Origin of the sequence: Dyadobacter alkalitolerans DSM 23607 (genome assembly GCF_000428845.1) — a bacterium.
Classification (GTDB): domain Bacteria; phylum Bacteroidota; class Bacteroidia; order Cytophagales; family Spirosomataceae; genus Dyadobacter; species Dyadobacter alkalitolerans.
Genome location: NZ_AUAS01000008.1, coordinates 61,180 through 88,022 on the forward strand (window position 1 = coordinate 61,180; position 26,843 = coordinate 88,022).

Below are 26,843 nucleotides of genomic sequence, written 5' to 3' on the forward strand. Positions count from 1 at the left end.
TTTTCTTTTTTTATTTAAGGAATGAAAAACATATCCTTCGGCCTCCATGTTCCCCAGGCGGCAATTGCATATTGCGAGGAGTTACACCAGGTTTATAAATTTGATTTCTTTCTCTCCCGGCCCCGCCGCACCAGACTGGGCGATTTTACGGTCCGTCCGCGCTGCACTCCCAGAATAACGGTTAATGTTAATCTTAATCCCTACAACTTTCTGATCACGTATCTACATGAAGTGGCACATTGCGTGGTGCATTTGAATTATAAAGTCCGGCTGAGAAAGCGTGTTGCACCGCATGGAGTGGAATGGAAGCAGGAGTTTAGTAAATTATTGCAGCCCGTACTCGACGGAAATCACTTCCCGGCAGATATTTTGGAAGCATTAATACGTTATGCTAAGAACCCGAAGGCGTCAACAGGCGGTGACCTGATTCTGTATAATGCGATCCGTAAATACGACAGTCAGGAGCTGAATGCATCCAGGATAGCATTGTTTCAGCTTCATGAAGGAAGTAATTTCGTGTTTCAGAACAGGTTATTCGTCCGTGGATCGCTTAGAAGGACACGTGTGCTTTGCACGGACAAAGCTTCCCAGCGTCTTTACACCATTCCAGCCCATGCATTGGTTGAAGCATGTTAATGTGCCTGATCGCCTGATCCATTCAGTACTCTGCTGTTTGGGATTACTCATTTCTTTTTCTTCCGAAGCACAGGAAAAATCTATTCTTTCAAGCGGTAACTGGTTCAAGCTGGCAGTTACCAAAATGGGCGTTCACCGTCTGGACGCAGCTTTTTTCAAAAAGCTGGGCATTAATGCGTCAGAAATTGATCCCAGACAAATCCAGATTTACAGTCAGCAAGCAGGAATGCTGCCGCAGGCTAATAATGCATTGAAATCAAATGCAATGCTGGAAAATGCGGTTTGGGTTGCAGGGGAGGCGGATGGCAAGTTTGATGGAAACGACGCAGTTTACTTCTTTGCCGAAAGCCCGCACGAAATCTTATACGATTCGGCCAAGGCAGAGTTGAAGCATCAGATTAACACATACACCGATTCCAATTATTATTTCCTGACCTATGGACAGCAAAATGGGCTTAGGGTGAAGCCCCTGGCAGCACTTGCTTCTTTGAATGGCAAAATCATCAATCAGTTTGATGACTATTGGTTTCATGAAACTGAAAAATACAACCTGCTTAAATCTGGCAGGGAATGGTTGGGCGAGTATTTGAATAATACGCCGCTTGCCTTTACTGCGAACATTCCCGGCATTGTTCCGGCGTCGAAAATTAAGCTTCGTACTTCTGCTATCGGCGCAGCCCAGATCGCCACCAAATTCCTCTGGCAACTGAATGGCAAGCAAATAGGAGAGTCTCCCATTGGAACCGTCAGCAGCGGAACTTATGACATCAAAGCATTACGGTCCGATGCAACATTTACAGTAAATGCAGATAACGCGCCAGCCGAGGCGTTCAACATGGCTGTAACCTACGAGCGAAACGGTCAGAATTCCGCACAGGGATATCTGAATTATATGGCCCTGCATGTGAAACGACAACTTCGTCGCTACGATAATCAACAGGTTTACAGGTTTTTACCGGAAATTGCTGACACGGTTACCTATCAATTCGCAAATGCAATCCCGGAATGGCAGCTCTGGGATGTGACCAATGCGCATGTCCCTTCAGTCGTGAATCAAAATATACGGAACGGCACATATTCATTTACAACAATAGGCGGGACGCGAGGCAGGCAATATGTAGGCTTTCTTGCAAGCCAGGCGATTGAGCCGGTTTTTTTGCAAAAAATTAATCTGCAAAACATTATTAGCAATGCTACGCCAGACTTCCTGATTGTTACACCTCCGGCATTCAGGCAAGCTGCTGAAAGGCTGGCTGCATTCCGCGAAAGCAATGATGAGCTGGAAACGCTGGTGGTGACTACGGACGAGATTTACAATGAACTTGGAGGAGGAAAGCCCGATTTGACAGCGATAAGAGACTTTGTAAAGCACCTTCATGATATGAACCCTGAAAAGCTGAAATATCTGCTTTTGTTCGGTGATGCGACATTTGATTACAAAAATCTTTTACAAAATCAATCGGAGTCACAGCAGCGGCTTTGGGTGCCGGTTTACGAAAGCAGAGAGTCTTTAAATCCGGTTTATACGTATTCTTCCGATGACTATTTCGGTTTCATGAAGGATGGCGAGGGCGCATGGCAGGAATCGGCTTCGGGCGATCATACGATTGACATCGGGGTAGGAAGACTTCCGGTCATAACATTGGTTGAGGCAGAGCTCATTGTAGACAAATTGATCCGCTATGGTTCGTCTGGCCGTGGTTTTGGGAATTGGCGGAACACCGTTCAGTTCGTTGCTGACGATGGCGACGGTAACATTCACCAGCGTCACGCGGACGAGCTGGCGACATTGCTTCAAAACGATTTTATGCCTTCACGGGTGTTCATTGATGCATTTTCGCAAAATACAGGTGCGGAAGGGCAAAAGGCGCCAGCTGTAAATCAAGTTATCAACAAAAAGATCAACGAGGGCACATTGATCCTGAACTACACGGGTCACGGCGGCGTGAGCGGCTGGGCGGAGGAACAGGTGCTCACGCTGGCAGATATGCAATCGGCGCGCGGGATAGATAATTTGCCACTGCTTTTTACAGCGACTTGCGATTTTGGTCGCTACGATGATCCCGGGCTGGTTTCGGGCGCGGAAATAATGGTTTTAAGTCCGAGAGGTGCAGCGATTGGAGCCATCAGCACCACCCGGCCGGTTTATTCCAGCACCAATTTTACACTTAGCAAAGCATTTTACGAAGCTTTGGTTAACAAAGAGCCCAGCCGGAGGTTAGGGGACCTATTCAAAGAAACTAAAAACAAGGCGCTGGTAGGAAGCCTGAACCGCAACTTTACATTGCTTGCAGATCCATCTATGAAACTCGCCCGGGCTCAGAAAGCAATCCGATGGGCGGAAAAGCCGGATACATTGCGCGCATTGCAAAAGGTGAAGCTGAAAGGGCAGGTCTTTGACGCAGTTACAACATTAAAAGACAGCAAGTTCGAAGGCATTGCACGCATTGTATTATATGATAAGCAAACCACATTCAAAACGCTGGGTAATGAAGGCAAGCCTGAAACTTATTCAGAATTTCGCAGCAAATTGTTCGATGGCAGTGTAAAGGTGATTGGAGGGGAATTTGTTTGTGAGTTTGTAATGCCAAAGGATATCGATTACCGCATGGGAATAGGCAGGGTCAACGTCTATGCTGTTCAGTCAGACAGTCTTGGTGACGCCAGTGCACAGCTGAGTGTTACCATTGGCGGCAGCGCTATCCCTGAAATCGACAACACGCCGCCGCAACTTACGGCCTATGTGAACGATCCGTCGTTCAGGGATGGCGACGTTATTGAGCCGTCGGGCAACTTATACATTTCTGCCAGCGACGAAAATGGGATCAGTATTTCCAATGCGGGGATCGGGCATGATATCACGATGGTTGTGAATGACACGATGTCGGTTAACCTGAACGAATACTACACAGCGGATACGGGTGATTACCGCAAGGGTGTAATCAATTATCCGTTTGAAAACTTACCAACCGGTAAATATGTAATTCGAGTAAAAGTCTCGGATACTTATACTAACTTCTCCGAAATTGCGTTCGGTTTTCAGATAGGTGCATTCAAGGGCATCAAACTCAACACGCTGAAAGTATATCCAAACCCATTCGAAAAAGATTTGTCATTTGAGCTGACACATAACAGGGAAAATGATGATGTCGAAATAGTTTTTAATATATTATTAAACAATGGGCAGTCTCTGGGACATTTCCGCAGACAATATTTCAACATTGAGTCCACGGTCAGAGAAACATTTGACGCTGCTCAATCAGGATATTGGATACCGAAGCTTACTTCTCTTATTTACCAGTTAAGCATCAGGTCATTAAAAGATAATTCCAGCGACCAGCGGTCCGGAAAGTTGGTCCGTTCTCCGTAGTTTAATAAAACTTATCATTTTTTTAGTAATAACTATCTTTCATTGTATTTTTGACCCTTTAAAGAAGCTGATTCAAAGCACTTCCTATCGCAAATCCACTTTCTATGAGACTATTTTTTGTTAGTTTATCTTCTCTCTTTATTCTATCAACGGGTGCAGTTTTGGCCCAAACCACACCATCAAGCACACAAAGGATTCCTCATTCCCCGCTTTCATTTTTAACATTTGCCCCGGACGCGAGAAGCGCTGCGATGGGGGAAGCCGGGGTCGCACTTAGTCCCGATGCCAATGCTACTTACTGGAATGCTGCCAAGCTTCCTTACAATACGAAAGACATAGGTGTTTCGGCATCGTATACGCCGTGGCTCCGGAACCTTGTAGACGATATGTGGCTGGGTTACCTAACAGGATATAAGAAATTGGGTGACAAGCAGGCTGTTGCACTTTCGGTTAACTATTTCAACAATGGCGAGTTGGATTTGAGAACTTCTACCGGAGCTCAAAACGGATATTTTACTTCGAGGGAACTTGCGATCAGCGGAACTTATGCACGCCAGCTGGGTAAAAATTTCTCGCTGGGCTTAACATTGAAATACATTTCTTCAAACCTTGCAGGAAAAGCAGTTATCGACCAAATTTCACTAAATCCAGCTCGTGTAGCAGCGGGTGATATCAGCGCTTATTACCGCAAGCAAATGAGAAACGAAGAGACGGGCGGTGACTTCACATGGTCGCTCGGCGCGGTGCTTTCCAACCTGGGTGGTAAAGTGAATTACGGTGCAGGGACTGATACTGAGAATTTTATCCCTACAAATCTTAAACTGGGTGGTGGCATTTCTTTCTCAGCAGACGGACGTAACCGGTTCAATTTCGTTGCTGACGCAAGAAAACTAATGGTGCCAACTCCGGACGGAACCAACATTAATTCCCGTCCGCTGCTTAATGGCGTGTTCGGATCATTCTCCGATGCTCCTGATGGATTTAAAGAAGAGTTGCAGGAAATCGGATTGGCAGTTGGTGCTGAATATTGGTATAATAACATCTTCGCACTTCGCGCCGGTTATAACTCAGAACATAAGAACAAAGGCGACCTGAAATATTTCACAGCAGGCGCAGGAGCTCATTTTATGGACAGATATTCGGTTGATTTCGCTTATCTTTTCCCAGTTACACAAGGAAGCCCGTTGGCTCAGACTCTTAGAATCACACTTTCACTTGGCCTTAACAAGTCGGAGAAACTGGACGTAAGCGATACAGAGAACTAACAGAATTCAGAATTTAGTTTTTTCAGAACGAATGGCGTAATTGTAACGTCATTCGTTTTTTATTACTCAACCATTCCACATGACCATTGACCGCACCATCGCGCCCGAATTCAGAGTTGTAAATACTGTTAACCTGCCAGATCCGCAAACTTATACACTCGATAACGGGACCTCTCTGCACGTAATCAATATCGGGGACCAGCCGGTGATCAGGCTTGAAGTTATTTTTGAAGCGGGAAATTGGTATGAAAGTGAAATTGGTGCGTCATTCTTTGCGATAAAAATGCTTTCGGAAGGAACCCGTTCGAAAGCATCTGCGGAAATCAGCGAGGCTTTTGACCGGATCGGCGCATTTACGGAAATGACGCATACTGCCGACCGTATAGGAATCGTCGTTTATGCACTTTCCCGGTTTTTACCGGAGGTTTTGCCCCTGGTAAGCGAGCTGATCCATGATGCCGTTTTCCCAGAAAAGGAATTTGAAGACCTTCGGAATATCAATATTCAAAATCTGCGGGTTAATAAGGAGAAAAATGCTTACCTGGCAACGACTGCATTCCGTGCAAAGCTGTTTGGCAGCAATCATCCTTATGGCCAAAGCCAGGAAGAAGAAACGATTTCTGCACTTTCCATTGAAACTGTTAAAGAGCATTATCACAATTTCATTAAAAACGGAAAATTTACGGTCGTTTTAGCTGGTCAGGTTGGTGACGAGGATATAAAAGTGGTGAATGAGCAGCTTGGGAAAAGCCAGACTGAGGCATCGGTTACGCCATTAAAGAATTTTGAACAATCTCATTATATCGATACAGAAGTGCTTGTAGAGAAGCCTGAGAGCGTGCAGTCATCCATCCGGATGGGAAGGAAGCTGTTCAACCGTCATCATGCTGATTATTTTAAAATGCTGGTAACCAATGAAATATTAGGTGGTTATTTCGGGTCCAGGTTAATGAAGAACATAAGGGAAGAAAAAGGGTTGACCTATGGCATTTCATCACATTTGGTAACGTTGCGCAAGGAGGGTTACTATATGATCGGGACGGATGTGAAAAAGGAATTTACCCAACAAACCATTGACGAAATCAAGAAAGAGATATACAAATTGCAAACCGAGCCGGTGGGTGAGGAGGAATTGCAAACTGTAAAGAATTTCATGGCAGGAGAATTCGCAGGATCTTTGAACACCGCGTTTGAGGTAGCAGATCGCCAGAAAATCCTGCTTCTCGACGGCTTGCCAACAGATTTCTTCAAACATTACATTGATCAGATCCACGCGACCACGAGCGAAGATGTGCTTGCAATGGCAACGCAGTATCTGAAACCTGAGGATATGCTTACTGTAATTGCCGGCGGAAAGTGATTAAGACTTGTCCAATGCCCTCTTATAGGCTTTGAGACATCTTTCCCGCGCCATTTTGTGATCTACCATGGGTTCCGGATATGCATCAGTGCCAAATTCGGGAACCCATTTTTTGATGTATTCTCCTTCCGGATCAAACTTTTTTGCCTGTGCTTCCGGGTTAAAAATTCGGAAATAAGGGGCTGCATCCGTGCCTGAGCCAACCGCCCATTGCCATCCGCCGTTGTTTGCTGCCAGGTCGTAATCCAGCAATTTTTCTGCGAAATATGCTTCTCCCAGGCGCCAGTTGATGAGTAAATGTTTGGATAGAAAGCTCGCGGTAACCATCCTGACGCGGTTATGCATAAAGCCGATTGCATTCATCTGCCGCATACCTGCATCCACCAGCGGATAACCGGTTTTGCCGTCGCACCATTTTTGGAACGCTTCTTTGTCATAGCCCCAGTTAATGTCATCATATGCAGCCCGGAACGCTTTGCCTTTTCCTACATGCGGGAAATTATACAGAATTTGCTGATAGAATTCCCGCCAGATCAGTTCGTTGAGATACAGGTTACTATGTTCTTTGGCAAATCGCGCCAGCTGGCGAATGCTCACTGTCCCAAATCTTAAATGTATGCCGATTCGGCTTGTGGCCTCCATGGCAGGAAAATCTCTTCCTTTTTCATAGTTTTCGAGCAATTCAGCCGGGATTTGGCTAGATGGGAAATCTGTATCCGTAGGCTGAAAGCCCATTTCTTCCAGCTTTGGAATTGCGTCGCCTTTCCATTGTAAAAAGTTTTTGAAATATTTTTTATTAGGGTAAGAAGACAAATAAAAGTCATTACACTTCTGCCTCCACATGCGGCTATAAGGCGTGAAAACAGTGTATGGCGTATCCTGACCGGTAAGAATTTCTTTTTTTTCAAAAATCACCTGATCCTTGTAGGCTTTCAGCTGCGCATTTTTTGCTTGAAGAATTTTATTTACCGCCGTGTCCCGTTCAGTTGCATAAGGCTCGTAATCGGTGTTGGTAATGGCCTCGGCAATGTCATATTGCTCACTTAATTCTTTCCAGACATCGGTTGGGTGACCGTAAAATACGATAATGTCAGAGCCCAGCTCACGCAATTGCTTTTGTAATTCCAAAACCGTCTGATGAATGAACATCAGGCGCTTATCTTGCTTATTTTCAAGATCATCCAGGATCGTTTTGTCAAATATAAATAAAGGGACGACAGGATATTCTCCCCGCAGGGCATAGTATAAACCCGCATTGTCGTGCAGCCTCAGGTCCCGGCGAAACCAAAATAGTGTGATCTTTTCTTTCGTTTTTAAGCTCATATTTTACAATTGCAAGAATAGTATGCCAAACGGATAAAGGCTTGTTATAAATACGGAGGAAAGAATTTTTTGGATGCCCCGGATTTGTAACAATCGTCTGTTTACTTTGTGGTCTCATTAATCCTTGATCCATGAAATTACAACTTACTCTACTTTTCAGCATACTGAGCTTCATCGCTTTCGGTCAGAAAAATGCCGATAAACAAGAATGGAAGCAACTGTTCAACGGCAAGAACCTCGACGGCTGGGACATTAAAATACGTGGATATGAACTGAACGACAACTACCTGAACACATTCCGTGTGGAAGATGGCAAAATGGTTGTGCGTTATGATAAGTATGACGACTTCAAGCAAAAATATGGTCATATTTTCTATAAAGGGGACTTTTCATACTATCGTATTTCCGTGGAATATCGCTTCGTAGGCGAGCAGGCACCCAAAGGCGAAGGCTGGGCATGGCGCAACAGCGGAATCATGGTACACGGCCAGCCCGCTGCAACGATGGGAAAAGACCAGGATTTTCCTGCTTCCATTGAAGTGCAATTGCTCGGTGGCAATGATAAAACCCGCACGACCTGCAACCTTTGCACGCCAGGAACCAATGTGGTGATGGACGGAAAATTAATCACACAGCATTGCATAAATTCTAAATCACAAACTTACAACGGTGATCAATGGGTGAAAGCAGAAGTGCTCGTACTAGGCGATTCACTGATCCAGCATTTTGCCAATGGAGAAATGGTTTTGGAATATAACAAACCACAAATCGGTGGAGGCAATGTAAGCGGCCATGATCCATCGCTCATGATTGCCGGAAAGTTACTAGATCACGGTTCCATCTCACTACAAAGCGAAAGCCATCCTGTGGAATTCAGGAAGGTTGAAATCCTGGATTTGAAAGGCTGCATGGACCCGAAGGCGGTTAATTATAAGTCTTACTATGTGAAGGCGGATAATAGTAAGTGTAGTTATGGGAAGAAGTAGGGTGTTGCCCCTGTCTGCCTGAGCCGTTAATAGCCCTGTCAGCCTGAGCGGAGACGAAGGCGCGTTACCCAGGAGTAGCGCGCCTTCGTCTCCGCTCAGGCTGACAGGGCTAGACTTTTGCGCTCAGGCTGACAGAGCTTACTACAACCTAATAATCTCAGCCCCAATAGCATTCAACCTTCCATCAATATTCTGATAACCACGGTCGATCTGTTCGATGTTATCAATGATGCTGACGCCTTTTGCGGATAGCGCTGCGATGAGTAGCGCTACTCCGGCGCGTATATCGGGCGAAGTCATGCGGATGCCGCGGAGTTGTGTTTCCCGGTTATGTCCGATTACTGTTGCGCGGTGCGGGTCGCAGAGGATGATCTGTGCGCCCATTTCAATTAATTTATCTACGAAAAACAGACGGCTTTCAAACATCTTCTGATGGATGAGCACTGTTCCCTGTGCCTGTGTGGCTGTTACCAGGATAATGCTCAGCAAATCCGGCGTAAAACCTGGCCATGGTGCATCGGCAACAGACATGGTGGAGCCGTCCAGGAAGTTCTCAATGCGGTAATGTTCCTGTGCGGGAATGAAAATATCGTCGCCCTGGAATTCCATTTTGATCCCAAGCCTTTGAAAAACATCGGGAATGATGCCCAATTGTGCGATCTGGCAGTCTTTGATCGTAATTTCGGATTGTGTCATGGCTGCTAACCCAATAAAGCTGCCAATTTCAATCATATCAGGAAGCATTGTATGTTCCGTTCCGCTGAGCTGGCTAACGCCTTCTACCACAAGCAGATTAGAAGCGATTCCTGAAATTTTGGCGCCCATTCTGTTCAGCATTTTACATAATTGCTGTAAATAAGGCTCGCAGGCTGCATTATAAATTGTAGTAGTGCCTTCGGCCATCACAGCAGCCATCAAAACATTGGCTGTTCCGGTAACAGATGCTTCGTCCAGCAGCATGTAAGCGCCTTTCAGGTTAGTAGCATCAACTTTATAAAAACCACCATCTTCTTCGTCGTAACTGAATTGCGCACCTAATTTTTCAAAACCTAAAAAGTGCGTATCTAACCTGCGACGGCCTATTTTATCGCCGCCCGGGCGCGGGATTCTGCCTTTGCGGAAACGTGCAAGCATAGGTCCAAGCAACATAACAGATCCACGCAAGGCAGCTGCTTTTTGCTTGTAAGATTCCGATTCCAGGTGATCCAGATTGATATCAGTTGCTTCAAAGCGAATCGATGACTCACTCAGTCTTGTTTGACGGACACCCAGGTCTGCAAGGAGATTGATAAGCTGATTTACATCCCGAATGTTAGGGATATTATGAATTGTTACCGGTTCTTTGGTCAAAAGCACTGCGCAAATAATCTGCAATGCTTCGTTTTTTGCGCCTTGGGGAACAATAGATCCTTTAAGCCGTCTATCTCCGGTTATTTTAAATGAAGCCATATTTGAATGTGGGGCAATTGACAGGATAAAATGAAACCTGGATGTTAAATTCCAGGTTTTTTACGGTTATTCCGGTTGTTATTATTGTTGTTGTTACCACCGCTATTGTTCCGGCCCGAGAACTTGTTATTGGGCCTGTTTCGGTTGGAGTTGCCCTGGTTGTTGTTCCCTCCCTGCCGTTCCGCATTATGGCTAGACTGGGCTTTGAAGCCGCCGCCGCCGTTGCCCTGGCCTTGATGGCTGTTTCCGCGGTTGCGCTCCTGGCTACTATTATTGCGGTCTTTCGGTGCTGCCTCAATAGGCCCGTTAGCACGGATATAATCGATTTCTTCTTTTAGCTGACCTTTGCTAAGTTGTTCCAGCTGGCCCAACAAAACGTGATCTTCCGGATTGTCCTTATTCCAGGTGTTGAAAAAGGAGCGCATAAGGCGAAAAATGTATGAGACAAAAGCCAGTTTATCTTCTTTACTTTCCGTATTAATGGCTTTCTCAAGAAGCAGATCAATGTTACGGCCGTAATGGCGGTACATCAGATTTTGCTGGTTATAGCCAACGGTCAAAGGTTTTTTACCTAATGCTTCGGGTGAAGGCGGGGGAAATGGACTGTCAACGTCCAATTCAAATCCGGAAATAATGTACAGGTCATCCCACAGTTTATTGGTGTAATCCTGGTTATCCCTCATGTTCGGATGGATCTGACGCATGAGCTCAACCAGAATGTGCGCATAAAGGTTGCGTTTTGTCCGATCTTCCATCTTAACGATGTGATCAGCAAGTTTTTGTACGTTACTACCGTATTCTTTCAAGTGGATAAGTCATTTTTATAGTCAACAAAAATAAGAAGTTTTTACGGAAACAAAAGGATGACCACGGTTAATGGAGCCAAATCAATTTTCCTTGCAGGGCGTTTTGGGCCGCCGGTGAAATTGTTCTGTTTCCAAGATCCAATTTCAGTTTGTATATATAAACGCCGGAAGGCAGGTTTTTGGGATACCAAAACCATTCGTTTTCTCCATAATGTGCTGAAAACAACATTTCGTCCACTTTTCTTCCCACCAAATCATAAACGAGCAAACTGACTTTTTCGGAAGATGGCAATGGTCCAAATTTGACAGAGAACCGGAACCATTCATTGGAAGGGTTTGGTGAAACATGTATGGCTTCAATGTCCGGTAATGTGGCTGATGTTGTGTCTGAAATTGATGCTGAATCTTTTGGGAAAATACGGATTGCAGGGTCGCCATGGAGCACCATTTGCTGTGCGGTGATGATGGCCATTATGTTTTTTTGTTTAGTTAAATTCCTGCGGATGGCTTCATTTTGTATGATACCAAATGCCTGATGAGTAAAATTGGAATCGCCTAGAACTTCGTAAAAGCTATCTGTATAGTGTTTTAAATCAGTTGATAAGCCATTGAATGTGTGTGCCAGAAACAGGACAGCGCCCTTGTTCGGCGTAAGGATCCAGTCGCTGCTCAGCGTTTTGGTAGAGTAGAAAATGCTTCCCGCCGCACAGCCGTTAACAATGATCGCCGGATAGCGCGGATGATTGTTAATGTTGGCTTCGAAATCGCTGGCTAACCCGATATCAATGTCGGTCACGTCCAGGCTCGAATGCCCAAACAGTGTAATCAGCCCGACACCCTTGTTAATAGGAATGTGAGCCTGAATCTTTTCAACAGGATCGGTGGTTTGCTTTGATATTGTTTTAAAATGGGCTGATAATGTTGAATGCGCTAATTTTTGCTCAAAAGATTTTACATAATCCAAGAAAACGGCGATCTCACCGGTGGTTCGTCCTCCGCTCAAATGCAGGATATTTTTACGCCACTTTGCCGATGGCGGTTCCGATTCTACGGCCTTTACTTTCAACAAATAATCATGAACATGTTGCGAGTTCAATGCATTCAGCCGCCCAATAGGCACGATAGGGTTTAAACCCGATGTTGAATCCGCCCGCATCACCAGCGCAATGTCCGACCCCGGCCAGCCAGCATTAGGAACCATATCCAATGTCCGCGCATCAACCGATTTTCTCACGGTTTGCGGGTCAACAGATCGGCCGATCAAGAACACAAATTTCAGATTTCCGGCTTCTGTCATCCAGGAAATGAAATTCCTGATCCCTGCTGGTCCTGGCTCACCGTAATTAAACTGATCATAAATGTCCTCGCTATGTATAATTAATGGTTTGAAGCCGCCTCCCTGCTCAGAAGCGCGATAAGCAGCATAAGCCGCAACAGGATCAGCATAGGTAACGGAAATCCGAACAGCCGGATGTGTAATGATTAAGTAATTAAATCTTTGTGGGTCAATGTCTGTAAATTTGACCAGCCGCGGTTTTAGAATGTCCATAGGTTCAATTGGTGCGAAATCCTCATTTAAGATCCTTTGCGGATAGTGCAGCTTAGCATAAGACAAAGAAAAAGAGCCCTCATTTTCGGCTGGGACCAAGGTGAATGTAAGCTCGCTTTTACTCGTAGCGTCATCTGGATCGAGAAAAGCTTTACATGTTATTGACTCAAAATCCTTAAAATAGAATGTGCTGATTTTTCTCTTTAAACCTGACTGATCAGACGACCAAAGCGCACAAGCATGGTTCCCGGCCGATCTTCCAACCAAAATGAGCTCGATTTCAGCTTTTGAGAATTTGTCAATACAGGCATTGTTAATATTGAATGAAAAGGAATAGGCAACATTGTTTTTGATTTCGGGGCCTGTCCAGCCTTCTCCCACGCCATAGCCGGAAAGCGCTGAGCCATCATTAAAGCCGCTTTCCGGCGGGTAAAACCTTCCGGGCGCGTAATGGGATACGAAGAGTTTCTCCACTTCGGCAAGGCGATAATCAAGCGAATCCTGCGTTGGGGATATATTGAAATTCACTCGCTTACCCGGAATGCCGACAGCATTATGTGTTAAGAAAAAGGCACTGGTGTCGGAATAGAGGCTGTAATGTGGATGGGGAATAGCAGTGGGTTGGATGTAAAGCGCGCTGTCCAATGCGCCGTCGTTCCTTTGTCCTTGGAAAATGATCTCAATATTGTTCTGCTCGTCGGCGCTTACATGAATAGGAACTTCTTTTCCGCGCCGGAACATTTGAAATGCGGCAGACTGGCTGCTATCCATTGGAAATCCGGCTTGCCGGAGTTCGGCATTGGTAATTTTGTAAAAACCGTTTTCGACAACCGGAATGCGCAGATAAGTTTGTGATGCAACTATCCATTCGTTGCCGAATAGGTTTTGGGCTGATAGTGATGCCGGCTGCACTGTCCAAAATAAAAAAAATAGCGTGTGCTTGAAAAATTTGTCCATACTGAAAACAGATGAACAGGCTGCGTACGTCCTTAACCGGTGTTTTTTCTTTCATAAACATTCATCGAAAAGGAATAAGCATGCTGCTCGTCTTTTTCATGAAATTCAGAACTGATCAGATCCCAATCATCCTGGTTCACAACCGGAAAAAATGCGTCGCCCTCAACCTGTGCGTGTACAATGGTTAAATATAGTTTTTGCGCGAGCGGCAGCATTTCCAAAAAAACAGAAGCTCCGCCCAATACAAATACGGCGTCTTCGCCAGAAAGTAACGCCAGTGCAGAAGAAATATCTTTTGCATACAGCTTATCAGACGCACTCGTATCTGGCTGGCTGGAAGACAGGATCACGTTTTTATAAGTCGAATGCAGCGCATCAGGCGCTTCAAAACTTTTCCGGCCAGTTATAAATGCTTTGCCATCGGTCACTTGCCGGAAATGTTTCCACTCGTCCGGCAGGTGCCAGGGTAAGCTGTTGTTCTTCCCAATGACCCGGTTTTCGCTCATGGCGGCGATGATATAAAGCTGAGTTTGTGTTGCCAATGAAGTTTGATTTGAATTCAATTTTTTATAAAATTTTTTCTAAAATAATAAGGCCAGAAACATTAAATATATTTTGCGCCGGTCAGCATTCAAAATGACCATTCATCCTAACGGCTAAATCTTTTTAACATGGTACCTTGCATCACAAAGTACCTGTGTATACCTTTGTTATATCAGAAGGCCAATCCTATCTGTTAGCCATGAACTGTTACATATAATTAACACATGAAACCACATGAATATTGAAAATGCCCAAGTGCAGATGCGGAAGGGAATTTTGGAATTCTGCATCCTGCACATCATATCGAGGGGCGAAGTATACGCCTCGGATATGTTGGATGAGCTGACTTCCGCACGCATTATGGTTGTGGAAGGCACGCTTTATCCGCTTCTCACCAGGTTAAAAAATTCTGGCTGGCTGGATTATAAATGGGTGGAGTCCTCCTCGGGCCCGCCAAGAAAATATTATGTTTTGACTGATGAGGGGAAAATATTCCTGGATGCAATGCAAGCCACCTGGTTTGAACTGGCGGAGTCTGTGCAAACTGTTATTCACCGCACAGAGGAATTGAGCAAAACGGCCTCTTCCAATCTTCCCGAACCTAACTGATCATATAGAGACATTCGATTATTACAATCATGAAAAAGACAATCAGCATAAATATAGGCGGCATCATCTTCCATATTGAGGAAGACGGTTATGAAAAACTGAAAGGCTACCTTTCTTCCATCCAGAAATACTTCTCTTCTTTTGCAGACAGCAAAGAGATTTTATCTGACATCGAAGGAAGGATTGCAGAGCGGTTTTTGAACAAACAAAAAGCAGAAGCTAAGCAGGTTATCTCCCTTTCCGACGTAGACGAACTGATCGCTGCCATGGGAACGGTTGCTGATTTCGAAGCCATCGAACAGGCGGAAGACATTCTTGCCGATCCGTTGGAATCTGCCGCTTCAAAAGGTTACGCACCAAGGGAAGAAACGTATTCATCTGCTTCATCTTCCTCATCGTCGTCATACAGCGCGCCTAAATCAGAACCTGCACCATTCGCTGCGCCGAAAAAACTTTACAGGGATTTGCGACGCAAGCTTTTGGGCGGTGTTGCGGCCGGGCTTGCACATTACTTTACGATTGATCCGCTTTGGGTAAGGCTTGCATTCCTGTTTTTTGTTATTGGCTTACCAGCCGGTTCGGGAATGATGAATCTGAATATGGAAGATGAATTCGGACCGTTTTCTGGCTTTATGGTGCTGGTTTACATTGCGATGTGGGTTGCTTTTCCAGGTTCTACAACTTTGGAAGAAGATACAAAAATCAAAAAGTTCTATCGCGATCCAGACCGCAAAGTGGTGGGTGGTGTTGCTGCCGGTGTAGCGTCTTATTTTGGTGTGGATCTGGGCGTTGTGCGGTTTCTTTGGGTGTTGTCAATCCTGCTTTTCGGAACTGGTGTGCTGGTTTATATCATCCTTTGGGTCATTGCGCCGGTTGCGAATACACTTACCGAAAAAATGGAAATGCAAGGCGAGCCTATCACTTTATCCAACATTGAATCCAACATTAAACATGGCTTAAACCTCGACGAAAAAACAGGTGAGGAACATATCGTAACAAAGATTTTTCTTTTTCCCTTTCGTGCAATCGCATTGGTAATCGGTGCATTGGGAAGAATGTTGAAAGGATTGGGGCCTATTATCCGGATTCTGATCGGCGCATTCCTGGTGGCAACGGCCGTGATGGGGCTATTGGGGCTGATCATTGCTGGCGGTGTTGCTTTGGGCTTGACGAGTTCCGCAGCATTTGACAATTTGCCGCTTCCGTTCCTGATTTTTCAAGAATTACCAGGCGTTCTGATTTTATCAGGATTTCTTGTGTCAGCCATTCCCTTGGTTACGTTCCTTCTGCTGGGTCTGACGCTTATTTCTAACAAAAGGATTGTTGGAGGCTCAGTTTGGCTGACAATGCTCGGCCTTTGGATTGTTGGAATTATCGGGGCTACGATCGGTGGGATTTCTTACCAGAGAAATTTTGCAAAAAGAGGTGAAGTGGTGCAGTCTGTATCTTATCCAGCACCCTCCGGAACGCTCATACTTGATTACAATTATATTAATGATGAAGAAAATGTGGATGTTGATATCCGTCTGGTTGGATACACAGTAACTTCGGACAGTATCAGGTTGGATAAAACATTATATGCAAGGGGGCGCAGCCGCCAGGATGCGGAGAAGAATGCAAGCGAGTTGGCATACGATATAGATGTGAAGGATTCTGTATTTATTTTTAAAGAAGGCCCCATATTGGCAGGACATGGCCCGTTTCGGGATCAGCGGATCGATCTTGCGGTGCATATTCCATTTAACAAACCATTTGTGATGAAGCGCGATTTCTACTTTTCCATGAATCGCTGGGATCAGAAAACGACAGACCGCTATGACCTTGATAACGATGAAGTTGATTTCAACACATTGAAATGGGAAATGCGTCAGGATTCAGGGTTGATTTGTGTGAATTTGCCTGCTAAATTCCTGAAAAGCGATACAGCGGAGAATAATGAAAACGCCGGCTACTCATTTGATTATGAGGACAACAGCGATCTTGAACTCGGCGAGCGTGGCAATTACAGCAAGCAGTTTCCGGTAGGGGATTTTAATAAAATAGACATAGGCGGCGCTTATTCGATCATAGTCCGCCAGGGAAGTGAGTACAATGTTACTGCCGATAGCGAAGAACCGGCAGATGTAGATGATCTCAAAGTGTACGTGGAAAATGGCACATTACGTGTCACCAGAAATAAGGAATTCAGTCTTTTTGATTCTGATAAATGGAAAAGGATCGGCTTGGTGATTACGATGCCAAAGATCGAAAATCTGTCTCTTTCGGGTGCTAACAAAACGTTGGTAACCGGCTTTACAGGTCTGGGCAAATTAGCAGTGGACATATCCGGCGCTTCAAAATCGGAAATTAATGTTGAGGCGGATCAATTGGAAGTGAGTATTTCAGGTGCTTCCAAGGCAACATTAAAAGGATCTGCGCGGTCGGTAAATCTGGATGCTTCCGGCGCTTGCAAGCTGGATGCCGTGGGACTGAACATTCAGACCGCCGATGTGGACGCTTCCGGCGCTTCCAAAGTGGAGTTGGGAAGAATTCCAAGTATCAGACGTCACACGAGTGGCGCCAGCAAGATTAATGTTCAGGAATAGTTGGCCCGATGCAACTTTTGATCTTGACTACACATCTTTTCGAAAAGTCATCTAATTAGTTTATACCATGAAAAAGATCCCTTTATTTTCAGTTGCAGCATTATTAATGCTCTTTTTAACATTGACCGCCAGCGCACAGGAAACACGTAGTTTCAACTTATCCGGTTTTGATAAGGTTTCTATGGGCAGTGCATTCCGGATTGAGATAAAACAAGGAAGCAAATACAGTATTTCCACGACCGGTCGCTCGGAGGATCTCGAAGATTTGGAAGCGACGGTGAAAGGGGATGCGCTGCATTTGGGTTACAAAGATCATAAATGGAATAAAAACAGGAAGACGGTAAATGTTAACATTACGATGCCTGCTTTGGAAGCCGTTGATTTTTCAGGAGCCTGCAAAGCTTATGTGGCTCCTTTTTCGGGCGTCAAAAGTATGGAAATAGAAATTTCCGGTGCATCACAGGTGAATATGGAATTATCGGCGCCGAAGGTAGCATTAGAACTATCCGGTGCTTCTTCCCTGGTCCTGGTTGGCAAGGGTGACGTTTTAAGCGGGGAAGTCTCCGGGGCGTCATCATTCAAGGGCCGTGATTTTGCTGCTAAAACCGTAAACATTGATGCGTCGGGAGCCAGCAGTGCGGCCGTTATGGCCAGCAACGCGGTGCATGCAGACGCAAGCGGTGCGAGCAGCATTCGTTACTCAGGCGAGGCGAAGGACATTCGTTCCAGCACTTCCGGCGCGAGTTCGGTAAAAAGGGATTAGTACAAGCACCCCTATATCATTTGAATAAGAAGCCGGCTTTGTCCGGCTTTTTTTGTTTTTGTGAGATCCGTGAAAAAAGCAACAAATTAGGTTAAGAGTAATATATTTACGGACTTAACCTTCTCTGCAATCAACGATCAAAAACTTTACCTGAGTAAAATGAGAAGTGAGCTTTACCTGAAATATCATGTTTTAAATGCATTAATCCTGGTCTTTTCATTCCTGACCGCACAGGATGCAGCCGCGCAGAACCGATCCGGCAAATACATCAATCCATTTGGCGTCATGAGCGTAACGGCCGGTGTAGGCGTTGCATATTACATGGGAGACTTGTCGGATGGTGTGAACATGAAGCATTTGGGATTGGGGCCGTCCATCTCAGTTGGAGGACTTTACAGGCTGACAGAACACCTCAGCGCACGCGGAGAACTGAGGTTTTATAAGGTTTCAGCCGATCAGAAATATTCTAAAAACGCGCAGAATAATTTATCATTCAAGACATTCAATCCGGACATTAACCTGGGCATACAGGCGGAATTGTTCTCTTTCAACAGCCAGCCGCGGGTTAATCCTTATCTTTTCGGCGGCTTAGGTTTTACATTATTAAATCCAAAAGCCAGGATCGACGGCGAGTGGGTGAATCTCGCACCGCTCACCACAGAAGGCGTAAAATACAAGCGCTTACCATTGGTTTTTACAGCCGGAATCGGTGTTTCTCTCAAAACGACGGAGCGGTTGAACCTCGGCTTGGAGCTTTGCAACAACTTCGTTAATTCCGACTATCTTGACGACGTCAGCACAGTTTATCCCAATCCCGATCAGTTACCGAGCGACTTAGCAAGAAGATTATCTGACCGCTCGCCGGAAATCGGTTTGGAGCCACGTCAACCGGGCTGGAACCGCGGAAGCGCCAAAAGCAAAGACAGTTATTTATTCTTACAGGTGCGCGGCACTTATTCCATTGGCAACAGAATGCAGGCCAAGGAGCGCAGGAAAACCCGTTGTCCCAAATTTTAATAAACATCCATTGTTACATATGTTAAAGCCCAAACACCCTCATCAGTCGGAGGTTACCATGACCGAAATGGTGCTTCCCAATGATACGAATACATTGAATAATCTGATGGGAGGCAGGCTTTTGCATTGGATGGACATTTGCGCCGCTATTGCCGCACAAAAACATTCCAACCGCATTGTGGTAACCGCTTCGGTGGACAATGTGTCTTTTACGGAGCCGATTAAGCTCGGTAACATTGTGACCATGCAGGCCAAAGTGACCCGTGCATTCAACTCTTCTATGGAGGTTTTTCTGGAAGTGTGGGCCGAGGATATTCCTGCCGGGCACCGTGTGAGCACAAACCGCGCGTTTTACACATTCGTTGCTGTGGACCAAAACGGCCGTCCTATCGAAGTGCCGCCACTCGAACCTGAAACGCCAGAAGAACATGATTTGTATTTAAGCGCACTTCGCCGGCGCCAGCTGCGCCTCGTGCTGGCTGGTCGCATGAATCCTGCGGATGCCACCGAACTGAAAGCGCTTTTTCAGGTAACATAAGTCGGGCTTACTCCCATATTTTTGGTATTTTTACGGCATAAATCCATTCAACTTATGCCAAAAGAGATCATATTTTCAGATAAAGCGCCTGCTCCGATCGGGCCTTACAGCCAGGCCGTTAAAATAAACGGGATCCTTTATGTCTCAGGCCAGATAGCGGCAGAACTTGCCAAATCAGGCGACATTAAAGCCGAAACCGGGATCGTGATGCAGAACATTGGTCACATTCTCGGCGCAGCCAAGTTAGGTTTCCAGAATGTGGTGAAATCGACGATTTTCCTGAAAGATATGAACGACTTTGCGGCTGTAAATGAAGTTTATGGCAGCTTTTTTACCAAAGAACCGCCTGCCCGCGAAACGGTGCAGGTTGCGCGTCTGCCTAAGGACGTCAATGTTGAAATATCCGTTATTGCCGTCGAATAGGACGCAAAAATCATCCAGTAAATTTTAGATTGAAATAATGAATAATAAACCTGTCCGGGTAAGATTTGCCCCCAGCCCGACCGGCCCGCTGCACGCAGGCGGCGTCCGCACTGCCTTGTATAACTATTTGTTTGCACGCCAGCAGGGTGGCCAAATGTTGCTTCGCATTGAAGATACAGACCAGAACCGCTACGTTCCCGGCGCGGAAGAATATATTTTGGAAGCATTGGAATGGCTCGGTGTCACTATCGACGAAGGCCCGCAGCAAGGCGGTCCGCATGCACCTTACCGCCAGTCGGAAAGAAAAGAAATGTATCGCGAATATGCCGAAAGGCTTGTTGCTGAGGGAAAGGCTTACTATGCTTTTGACACAGCCGACGAATTGGACGCGATGCGCAAACGCCTGGAAGCAGCCAAAGTTGCCGCGGCACAATACAATGCGATCACCCGCATGGAAATGACCAATTCGCTAACATTATCGGCCGAAGAAACGAAATCAAGACTGGAAAGCGGCGAAGCGTATGTGATCCGGATGAAGATCATGCCGAAAGAAGACATTCGTTTCAATGACCTGGTCCGCGGATGGGTCGTGGTGCATTCGTCGCAGATCGACGATAAAGTACTTTTGAAATCCGACGGCATGCCTACATATCATTTGGCCAACATTGTGGATGATCATTTGATGGGCATTACGCACGTGATCCGCGGTGAAGAATGGCTTCCATCGGCTCCATTGCACGTTTTGCTTTACCGATATCTGGGTTGGGAAAGCACCATGCCGCAGTTTGCGCACCTTCCGCTTTTGCTGAAACCAGACGGAAACGGCAAGTTATCCAAACGCGACGCAGATCTGGGCGGTTTCCCGATCTTCCCCCTCGAATGGACCGATCCGAACACAGGCGACAAGGCCAAAGGTTTCCGCGAAGAAGGTTATTTCGCAGACGCAACAGCCAATTTCCTTGCCTTACTAGGCTGGAATGCAGGAACCGAGCAGGAGCTTTTCAACATGGAAGAGCTGATCGCGGCATTTAGTTTCGAGCGTGTGCATAAGGCCGGAGCAAGATTCGACATTCAAAAAGCAAACTGGTTCAACCAGCAATATTTGAAAAATCTGGACGATGCCGCGCTTATCGAGCAGGCAAAACCGCTTTTTCAAGCACAAAATATTAATGTTGACGACCATCAAATTGCGCAAATTGTTTTCTTGCTAAAAGACCGCGTGCATTTCGTGAAGGAGATTGTGAGCGAATCCAGCTTTTTATTCCATACGCCCGAAACTTACGACCAGGAATTGGTTTTGAAAAAATGGGATGAGCAGGCAGTGAATGCGATTTCCGGCTTCAAAGATTCTCTGATCGCTTTTGAAGATGAATTTACCGCTCATAACATTAAAGAAAACCTGTCTGCAACGATGGAATCCCTTGGTATAAAAATGGGCAAAATCATGCAGGCGCTCCGCCTCGCGCTTACGGGCGAAGGCCACGGACCTGACCTGATGGTGACGATGGAAATTCTAGGAAAAGACGAAGTGGTAAAACGCCTGGATAATGCCTCAACCCGCTTACCAGCCCAAATTCGCCTGGCATAATTGTGATATGACCGTTGGATCAAATTGACTTGGGATCAGTAAAAGGGCTCCTTAATTTAGTAATCATTCGAAATGACCGCTTTGCGGCGAATTTTCAGACACATGGCTAAGAAAAAACCAACCGATACGACCAAACCAGCTGCCGAAAAACCCCGTGTACATAAGGACCTGGACGGATTTGACATTCAGATCAATTCATTTGGCGAGATTACGACCAGCTTTGATATGGACCGTATCAACGAATTTTTGAATAAAAATGTGGACGACAAAAAGCTCCGCGACCGGGAAGATATTCCCGGCCGGAAAACCCGCAAAAAGAAGAAAACAAGCGAGGAAGAGGAGGAAGAAGAGGAGTAGCAAGTGGTCATTGCAGTTCAGCTTACTATCAAATTAAACCTTTTACGCACAAATGATCTCTCACGAAATCGATTACAAAATTATTGGCGACGATATCCAGGTCGTGGAAATTGAGCTGGATCCGAACGAAACCGTGATCGCAGAAGCCGGCGCAATGCTATTTATGGAGGACGGCATTGAATTTCAAACTAAAATGGGCGATGGATCGGAAGCGAACCAGAGCATTATGGGCAAGATCTTCCAGGCCGGAACGCGCCTGATCACCGGCGAATCGCTTTTCATGACCCACTTTACAAACCGTGGTTATGGCAAGAAAAAAGTAGCATTTGCAGCCCCTTACCCGGGGACCGTGATGCCTATTGATCTTTCCAAAATCTACGGCAACGAGCTCATCGTTCAGAAAGACGGTTTCCTGTGCGCTGCTATGGGCACAAGCATGAAAATCCATTTTAACCAGCGTTTCGGTTCAGGCTTATTTGGTGGTGAAGGGTTTATTTTACAAAAAATCAAAGGAGACGGAATGGCGTTCGTGCACGCAGGCGGCGTGGTGATGGAGCGAAATTTAAATAACGAAACATTGCGCGTGGATACAGGCTGCGTGGTTGCCTTCGAACAATCATTAAGCTTCGATATTCAACGTTCCGGCGGGTTGAAATCCATGGTTTTTGGTGGCGAAGGTATGTTCCTGGCTACATTACGCGGCACAGGTCGTTGCTGGATCCAATCCATGCCGATTTCTAAACTCATCCAGCGCCTGGCGATTGGCGGGCCTAATGCTAATAAAGAAAGCGGGTCTGTTATTGGTGGGTTAGGGCGATTGTTTGAAGATTAGCATCGTGCCAGCACTTCGGCTCCGCTCAGTGTGACAAGCCAGATTTGTCACACTGAGTGGAGCCGAAGTGCTGGTACAATGTTGCTCACTACGGAATTCTTATTCAAAGAATATCCGCTGCGTACTACTCCCACTTTCCGTCACAATCCGCAAAACATAAACTCCTGCCGACAAGTTATATAGCGGGCGAACAGATAGCAATCCAATAATTTCACGATCGGAGATGAACAACGGATGGACACGTCCGGCAGCATCATATAACGAAAGCTGCGGGACTGGATCAATGTCGCCGGTTTCCAGGTAAAATGCCTGCTTGGTAACAGGGTTGGGGAATGCAGTTAGCCGTGGTAATGCGCCGGGTTCCAGAATGGTCACGACGGGTGAGTAGGAGGTTCTGCCATCCGTATATTCCATTCTTACCCTGTAAAAAATGATCTTTGCATCCGTATCGGTGTCGGTGTAAGCATATACGCTTGATCCTGTTCCCCGATCGGGCACATTGTATTGCTGTAAATCGGTGTAGGTGTCGCCGTTGGTTGTTTTTTCCAGAACCATCCTTTGCATACCTGGATTTGCGGCCACTAACCATTTGAGGTTGATGACTTGATTCGTTTTTACGGCGCTGATGGTGTTGACGACCTGCACGGATCGATAAGCATTGTTTACATAGAATAATGTTGAAGTGCTGCCCGCGAGATTCGGCGTGGTTCCTGCCAGGCGAATGCTGTAATTTCCATTGGCCAGATTGGCCGGAAGCTTAACCAGCATTGGGTTTCCGCTCCCTATGCCTGCTGTATCTACAAATTTCCCACTTTCATCAAACAACTCTGCGCGCAAGGAAAGTGTGCCTGTATGATCGCCATGAAAGTCATAGCCCAGGTAAAGCGACGCGCCAGGAAACGCCGTAGAAGGCACAACGCCCGTATGAATGGAATTTGTAGGTTGTATAGGGACGATCTTTTTAAACAGCGAATCCGTTAGTGCCCTGTTCCAGGCAGACGCTGCTAATGTGAGGCCCTGAGTGCCTCCCGGCACATTTTCGAAATGCTCAGAAACGGGCCTGGGAATTTGAATGGTGTCGAGGTTTGGACCAGGAAATGTGTTGAAGTTTTTTAGTGTGGAAAGTCTGTTTTGTGCATTGATAATGGGCAAATAAGGATCTTTAATAATGTTGCTGGCCGAATTTCTGGCAATAACCCAAGGCACATTGTAACCCGCATCCGCACGGGCATTTGTAATTAAGGTCTGAATGTTATTGAAGTAATTCTGTTCGGTGAATTTTAGCTGGGCATCATTCTCTCCGTGCGACCAGAGCACCGCACGGATTCCGAGCCATGAGTTCAAATGGCGGATGGTGTTGACAATGTTCGAGTAAGGCTGTCTGTTTGGCCAATTTTTTCCAACATAAGGATTAAAGGCATCTTTCCCGGTTGCCGCATCACGGTAACTGTCGGAATTTGCTGCAGCCCATGCAGCATTCAAAAAGAGCACCGGGGTTTTGAATCTTTTTGAAATAGAATCACCCAATTCTCCCCAGTACCAGGCCGTTTCTCCGGAAGGGAAAATGAAATTGTCTTTTTGCAAAACCTCAAAACTTGGCTTTCGCATGGGCTCGTTTGGCGCAACGGTAATGTTTTCTGCATTCAACTGCTTATTGACTGCATTGAAGGAAACAACCTGGTCGGATGCATTCTTAGCACCAAGCCCGGGCAAACCCATCGCATTGGAATTTCCTGCGACAAGGAAAACTTCACCTACACCAACACGGTCAACTGAGATGGAATCAATATCCCCATTTTCGGTCACAGCCAAAATTTTCAGCTGATACCAGCCCGTTTCAGCCTGAACATAAGCCGTCAGAAATCCCTGCCGAACTTGCTCTTCATCAAACTCCCAGACTTTCTCCCGATGTACATTTCCTTTGATCGGGACCAAACGACCTTCAATGCTTGTATAAGGCTGATAAGCATACGCCGTAATCGCTATCGAGGCAAAACCCGAAAGGTTACGCTGGACAATCTGGTTGTTAGCAGGAGCAGTTAAGGTGATCTGTGCGTTTGCAGAAACAGCAAGCATTAGGAAAAAACCAATGCACTGAAAACACAACACCGCTGTATATCTTTTGCAAAAAGGTGCGCAGTATGTTCGTATCGTTCTCATCATTAGCCTGCTCTTCACATCTGTTTCGGGTTCAATTTAGCTTAAATTACGGTGAGGTGCCTATGGTTTTGGCATAAAAAAAGAGCCGGTCCAATCGGACCGGCTCTTCAAACATTACGCTAACTATTGACCGTAACCTGGGTTTTGAGGTTTAAGGTTAGGGCTATTTCTCATTTCCTGGATAGGAATTGGGAACAGTAAGTGTTTTTCCAACAAAGGAGCACCGCCGGAAACATTGAGGTTACGGTGACCAACGAAGTTGTCAAATCCTTTCGTTGTTTCATTAAACACTTTGCGAAGACGCACCATATCAAACCAGGTGATTCCTTCGTAAGCGAATTCATACCAACGCTCTCTCCAAACAGCTTCTCTGAAAGTAGCCGTTGTAAAGGTGCTTTGAGCAGGTGTTTTCAATTGCGCACGGTCGCGGATGCGTTTGTATGCATCGTAAGCCTCTTTGTTCACACCACCCACTTCGTTCTGCGCTTCTGCATAAATCAAAAGTACTTCTGCGTAACGGATTTGGTTAACATTCAAGTTGTTAAGCCTTGTTGGTGTTATTCCAGGGCCTCCCAAAGCATTGATGTTAAAATACTTAAACACGTAGGGAGCACCCAGTTCGAATTTAGCGCCTGTACCATTCTCATAGTATGAGGTATAAAACCAGCCCTCCTGATCTTTCGTACGAAGGTCGCCTTTTTCATAAGAATTGTAGAAAGAAAGCGTGGGAACCGTACTTCCTGTCCCGCTAGGGCCCGCATAGGTTACAGGCTTAAAGTTCGGGAAGTAGTCATTGAGTGGGAAACCTGCAACAACCGTGTTGTACTGGATCTGGAAAATGTGCTCAACCCTGTTTTTCAGGTTTTCCTGGTGCAATTCTCTGTAAGTAGGGAACAGGTTCAAGGTCGTAGGATTAGCTTTTGAGAAGTTGATCACTTCCAAAGCCTTATCCGCAGCCAGCTTGTAGTGCGAAGCTCCTTTGCTCAATGGGAAACCTGCCATAGTCAGGTAAACCTTCGAAAGAAGTGACTTAACTGCAATTTTGGAAACGCGGCCATTTGTATTGAAATCAGCTAATCCGGCAGCTTCTGCATCTGCAAGATCTGCTACGATCAGATTATAAATTTCCTCCTGAGACGCTTTGGATGGAAAGAAATCTTCCGACTCAACAGTTTGCGGCATTGTAATCAACGGAGCATCACCCCAAAGTCTCACAACATAAAAGTAAGCCCAGGCACGAAGGAATTTAGCTTCTCCGATCAGCCTTGCTTTTTGTGCTTCGTTGGCAGCAGGGAAAGTGATTCCCGGGATTTTTTCAATAGCCAGGTTCGCATTTGCGATTACGCGATAAAGTCCGTTCCAGAAATTGGCAATGTGGCCTGTGTTACCATCGTAAATAAGCGCATACAGGTTGTTCAAATCCGAATTCTGTCCGGTTTCGGTTGTAGCCGTTCCGGTAACTGCTTCCAGCATTTGCCAATTGGCAGAGAAAATACCCGCACCTTCACCATAGAAACGCGTTTCTGCATAAGTTGCAGCAACCGCAGCCTCTGCGTGGTCAGGAAGCGTGTAAAATACATCCGGTTGAAGGTTTGATGGGTCCTGCTCGTCCAGGAAGTCGGAGCAGCTTGTCGGGCCCAAAAGAACTGCCCCGAGGAGCAAGAGTTTGGAAATCGTAATTTTATGTAGTTTCATACTGAATTTCATTTTTAATATTAACCAATAAT

At 45.8% G+C, this 26,843-nt stretch carries 21 protein-coding genes; 14 read left to right on the forward strand and 7 right to left on the reverse strand.

Going from position 1 to position 26,843, the window contains the following annotated elements:
* Positions 1 to 21 precede the first annotated feature (21 nt).
* The 4 genes from G395_RS0116990 to G395_RS0117005 all read left to right on the forward strand — a co-directional run bounded on the left by G395_RS0116990 (position 22) and on the right by G395_RS0117005 (position 6,631).
* Positions 22 to 636: a SprT family zinc-dependent metalloprotease gene (locus tag G395_RS0116990; protein ID WP_026631150.1), complete on the forward strand. Its 615-nt coding sequence runs from the start codon at positions 22 to 24 to the stop codon at positions 634 to 636.
* Positions 614 to 4,006, forward strand: coding sequence for a type IX secretion system sortase PorU (gene porU, locus G395_RS0116995; RefSeq protein WP_051350219.1), 3,393 nt, complete (start codon positions 614 to 616; stop codon positions 4,004 to 4,006). Before G395_RS0116990 ends, porU begins: the two co-directional genes overlap by 23 nt.
* Positions 4,007 to 4,110: 104 nt before the next feature.
* Positions 4,111 to 5,271, forward strand: coding sequence for a type IX secretion system outer membrane channel protein PorV (porV, locus tag G395_RS0117000; protein WP_026631152.1), 1,161 nt, complete (start codon positions 4,111 to 4,113; stop codon positions 5,269 to 5,271).
* A 79-nt stretch (positions 5,272 to 5,350) separates the two neighbouring features.
* Positions 5,351 to 6,631: a M16 family metallopeptidase gene (locus tag G395_RS0117005; RefSeq protein ID WP_026631153.1), complete on the forward strand. Its 1,281-nt coding sequence runs from the start codon at positions 5,351 to 5,353 to the stop codon at positions 6,629 to 6,631.
* Here the strand turns inward: G395_RS0117005 and G395_RS0117010 are convergent, their stop codons facing one another.
* On the reverse strand, positions 6,632 to 7,954 hold the full coding sequence (locus G395_RS0117010; protein ID WP_026631154.1) for a cryptochrome/photolyase family protein: 1,323 nt from the start codon (positions 7,952 to 7,954) through the stop codon (positions 6,632 to 6,634).
* A 131-nt stretch (positions 7,955 to 8,085) separates the two neighbouring features.
* Between G395_RS0117010 and G395_RS0117015 the strand changes: the two genes are divergently transcribed.
* Positions 8,086 to 8,940, forward strand: coding sequence for a 3-keto-disaccharide hydrolase (locus G395_RS0117015; RefSeq protein ID WP_026631155.1), 855 nt, complete (start codon positions 8,086 to 8,088; stop codon positions 8,938 to 8,940).
* A 141-nt stretch (positions 8,941 to 9,081) separates the two neighbouring features.
* Here G395_RS0117015 and murA read toward each other — a convergent pair whose 3' ends face one another.
* The 4 genes from murA to G395_RS0117035 form a co-directional block, all read right to left on the reverse strand.
* Positions 9,082 to 10,389, reverse strand: a complete 1,308-nt coding sequence (gene murA, locus G395_RS0117020; protein WP_026631156.1) for a UDP-N-acetylglucosamine 1-carboxyvinyltransferase — start codon at positions 10,387 to 10,389, stop codon at positions 9,082 to 9,084.
* 44 nt (positions 10,390 to 10,433) lie between these two features.
* Positions 10,434 to 11,144 carry a DUF4290 domain-containing protein gene (locus G395_RS0117025; protein ID WP_229204202.1) on the reverse strand — a complete coding sequence of 237 codons (711 nt, stop codon included), beginning with the start codon at positions 11,142 to 11,144 and terminating at the stop codon, positions 10,434 to 10,436.
* A gap of 118 nt (positions 11,145 to 11,262) precedes the next feature.
* On the reverse strand, positions 11,263 to 13,701 hold the full coding sequence (gene porU2 / locus G395_RS29650; RefSeq protein ID WP_051350220.1) for a putative type IX secretion system sortase PorU2: 2,439 nt from the start codon (positions 13,699 to 13,701) through the stop codon (positions 11,263 to 11,265).
* A gap of 32 nt (positions 13,702 to 13,733) precedes the next feature.
* Complete coding sequence (locus tag G395_RS0117035) at positions 13,734 to 14,243, reverse strand: dihydrofolate reductase (RefSeq protein WP_084439701.1); 510 nt, start codon at positions 14,241 to 14,243, stop codon at positions 13,734 to 13,736.
* 235 nt (positions 14,244 to 14,478) lie between these two features.
* On the opposite strand from G395_RS0117035, the gene G395_RS0117040 reads away from it, so the two are divergent.
* The 9 genes from G395_RS0117040 (at position 14,479) to G395_RS0117080 (ending at position 22,956) form a co-directional block, all read left to right on the forward strand.
* On the forward strand, positions 14,479 to 14,853 hold the full coding sequence (locus tag G395_RS0117040; protein WP_026631159.1) for a PadR family transcriptional regulator: 375 nt from the start codon (positions 14,479 to 14,481) through the stop codon (positions 14,851 to 14,853).
* A 29-nt stretch (positions 14,854 to 14,882) separates the two neighbouring features.
* Entirely contained in the window at positions 14,883 to 17,438 is a 2,556-nt protein-coding gene (locus G395_RS0117045; protein WP_026631160.1) for a PspC domain-containing protein, read from the forward strand.
* Positions 17,439 to 17,505: 67 nt separating this feature from the next.
* Complete coding sequence (locus tag G395_RS0117050) at positions 17,506 to 18,201, forward strand: head GIN domain-containing protein (protein ID WP_026631161.1); 696 nt, start codon at positions 17,506 to 17,508, stop codon at positions 18,199 to 18,201.
* A gap of 159 nt (positions 18,202 to 18,360) precedes the next feature.
* Positions 18,361 to 19,218, forward strand: coding sequence for an outer membrane beta-barrel protein (locus G395_RS0117055; RefSeq protein WP_035361612.1), 858 nt, complete (start codon positions 18,361 to 18,363; stop codon positions 19,216 to 19,218).
* 19 nt (positions 19,219 to 19,237) lie between these two features.
* Entirely contained in the window at positions 19,238 to 19,756 is a 519-nt protein-coding gene (locus G395_RS0117060) for an acyl-CoA thioesterase (RefSeq protein ID WP_026631163.1), read from the forward strand.
* 54 nt (positions 19,757 to 19,810) lie between these two features.
* Positions 19,811 to 20,179 carry a Rid family detoxifying hydrolase gene (locus G395_RS0117065; protein WP_026631164.1) on the forward strand — a complete coding sequence of 123 codons (369 nt, stop codon included), beginning with the start codon at positions 19,811 to 19,813 and terminating at the stop codon, positions 20,177 to 20,179.
* 37 nt (positions 20,180 to 20,216) lie between these two features.
* A complete protein-coding gene (gene gltX, locus G395_RS0117070; protein WP_026631165.1) occupies positions 20,217 to 21,767 on the forward strand; it encodes a glutamate--tRNA ligase in 1,551 nt (516 codons plus the stop codon).
* A 102-nt stretch (positions 21,768 to 21,869) separates the two neighbouring features.
* On the forward strand, positions 21,870 to 22,124 hold the full coding sequence (locus tag G395_RS0117075; RefSeq protein ID WP_026631166.1) for a hypothetical protein: 255 nt from the start codon (positions 21,870 to 21,872) through the stop codon (positions 22,122 to 22,124).
* Positions 22,125 to 22,176: 52 nt separating this feature from the next.
* Positions 22,177 to 22,956, forward strand: coding sequence for a TIGR00266 family protein (locus tag G395_RS0117080; RefSeq protein WP_026631167.1), 780 nt, complete (start codon positions 22,177 to 22,179; stop codon positions 22,954 to 22,956).
* 99 nt (positions 22,957 to 23,055) lie between these two features.
* Here the strand turns inward: G395_RS0117080 and G395_RS0117085 are convergent, their stop codons facing one another.
* A complete protein-coding gene (locus G395_RS0117085; protein WP_035361614.1) occupies positions 23,056 to 25,032 on the reverse strand; it encodes a sialate O-acetylesterase in 1,977 nt (658 codons plus the stop codon).
* Positions 25,033 to 25,239: 207 nt separating this feature from the next.
* Positions 25,240 to 26,811, reverse strand: a complete 1,572-nt coding sequence (locus G395_RS0117090; RefSeq protein ID WP_026631169.1) for a RagB/SusD family nutrient uptake outer membrane protein — start codon at positions 26,809 to 26,811, stop codon at positions 25,240 to 25,242.
* Positions 26,812 to 26,843: the final 32 nt, after the last annotated feature.

Coding starts and splice junctions, on each gene's coding strand:
- G395_RS0117090 (WP_026631169.1), bottom strand. CDS start 26,811: ATGAAACTACATAAAATTACGATTTCCAAACTCTTGCTCCTCGGGGCA.
- G395_RS0117085 (WP_035361614.1), bottom strand. CDS start 25,032: ATGCTTGCTGTTTCTGCAAACGCACAGATCACCTTAACTGCTCCTGCT.
- G395_RS0117080 (WP_026631167.1), top strand. CDS start 22,177: ATGATCTCTCACGAAATCGATTACAAAATTATTGGCGACGATATCCAG.
- G395_RS0117005 (WP_026631153.1), top strand. CDS start 5,351: ATGACCATTGACCGCACCATCGCGCCCGAATTCAGAGTTGTAAATACT.
- G395_RS0117040 (WP_026631159.1), top strand. CDS start 14,479: ATGAATATTGAAAATGCCCAAGTGCAGATGCGGAAGGGAATTTTGGAA.
- porU (WP_051350219.1), top strand. CDS start 614: ATGCATTGGTTGAAGCATGTTAATGTGCCTGATCGCCTGATCCATTCA.
- murA (WP_026631156.1), bottom strand. CDS start 10,389: ATGGCTTCATTTAAAATAACCGGAGATAGACGGCTTAAAGGATCTATT.
- G395_RS0117050 (WP_026631161.1), top strand. CDS start 17,506: ATGAAAAAGATCCCTTTATTTTCAGTTGCAGCATTATTAATGCTCTTT.
- G395_RS0117065 (WP_026631164.1), top strand. CDS start 19,811: ATGCCAAAAGAGATCATATTTTCAGATAAAGCGCCTGCTCCGATCGGG.
- G395_RS0117045 (WP_026631160.1), top strand. CDS start 14,883: ATGAAAAAGACAATCAGCATAAATATAGGCGGCATCATCTTCCATATT.
- porU2 (WP_051350220.1), bottom strand. CDS start 13,701: ATGGACAAATTTTTCAAGCACACGCTATTTTTTTTATTTTGGACAGTG.
- G395_RS0117025 (WP_229204202.1), bottom strand. CDS start 11,144: ATGGAAGATCGGACAAAACGCAACCTTTATGCGCACATTCTGGTTGAG.
- porV (WP_026631152.1), top strand. CDS start 4,111: ATGAGACTATTTTTTGTTAGTTTATCTTCTCTCTTTATTCTATCAACG.
- gltX (WP_026631165.1), top strand. CDS start 20,217: ATGAATAATAAACCTGTCCGGGTAAGATTTGCCCCCAGCCCGACCGGC.
- G395_RS0117055 (WP_035361612.1), top strand. CDS start 18,361: ATGAGAAGTGAGCTTTACCTGAAATATCATGTTTTAAATGCATTAATC.
- G395_RS0117060 (WP_026631163.1), top strand. CDS start 19,238: ATGTTAAAGCCCAAACACCCTCATCAGTCGGAGGTTACCATGACCGAA.
- G395_RS0117015 (WP_026631155.1), top strand. CDS start 8,086: ATGAAATTACAACTTACTCTACTTTTCAGCATACTGAGCTTCATCGCT.
- G395_RS0117075 (WP_026631166.1), top strand. CDS start 21,870: ATGGCTAAGAAAAAACCAACCGATACGACCAAACCAGCTGCCGAAAAA.
- G395_RS0117010 (WP_026631154.1), bottom strand. CDS start 7,954: ATGAGCTTAAAAACGAAAGAAAAGATCACACTATTTTGGTTTCGCCGG.
- G395_RS0116990 (WP_026631150.1), top strand. CDS start 22: ATGAAAAACATATCCTTCGGCCTCCATGTTCCCCAGGCGGCAATTGCA.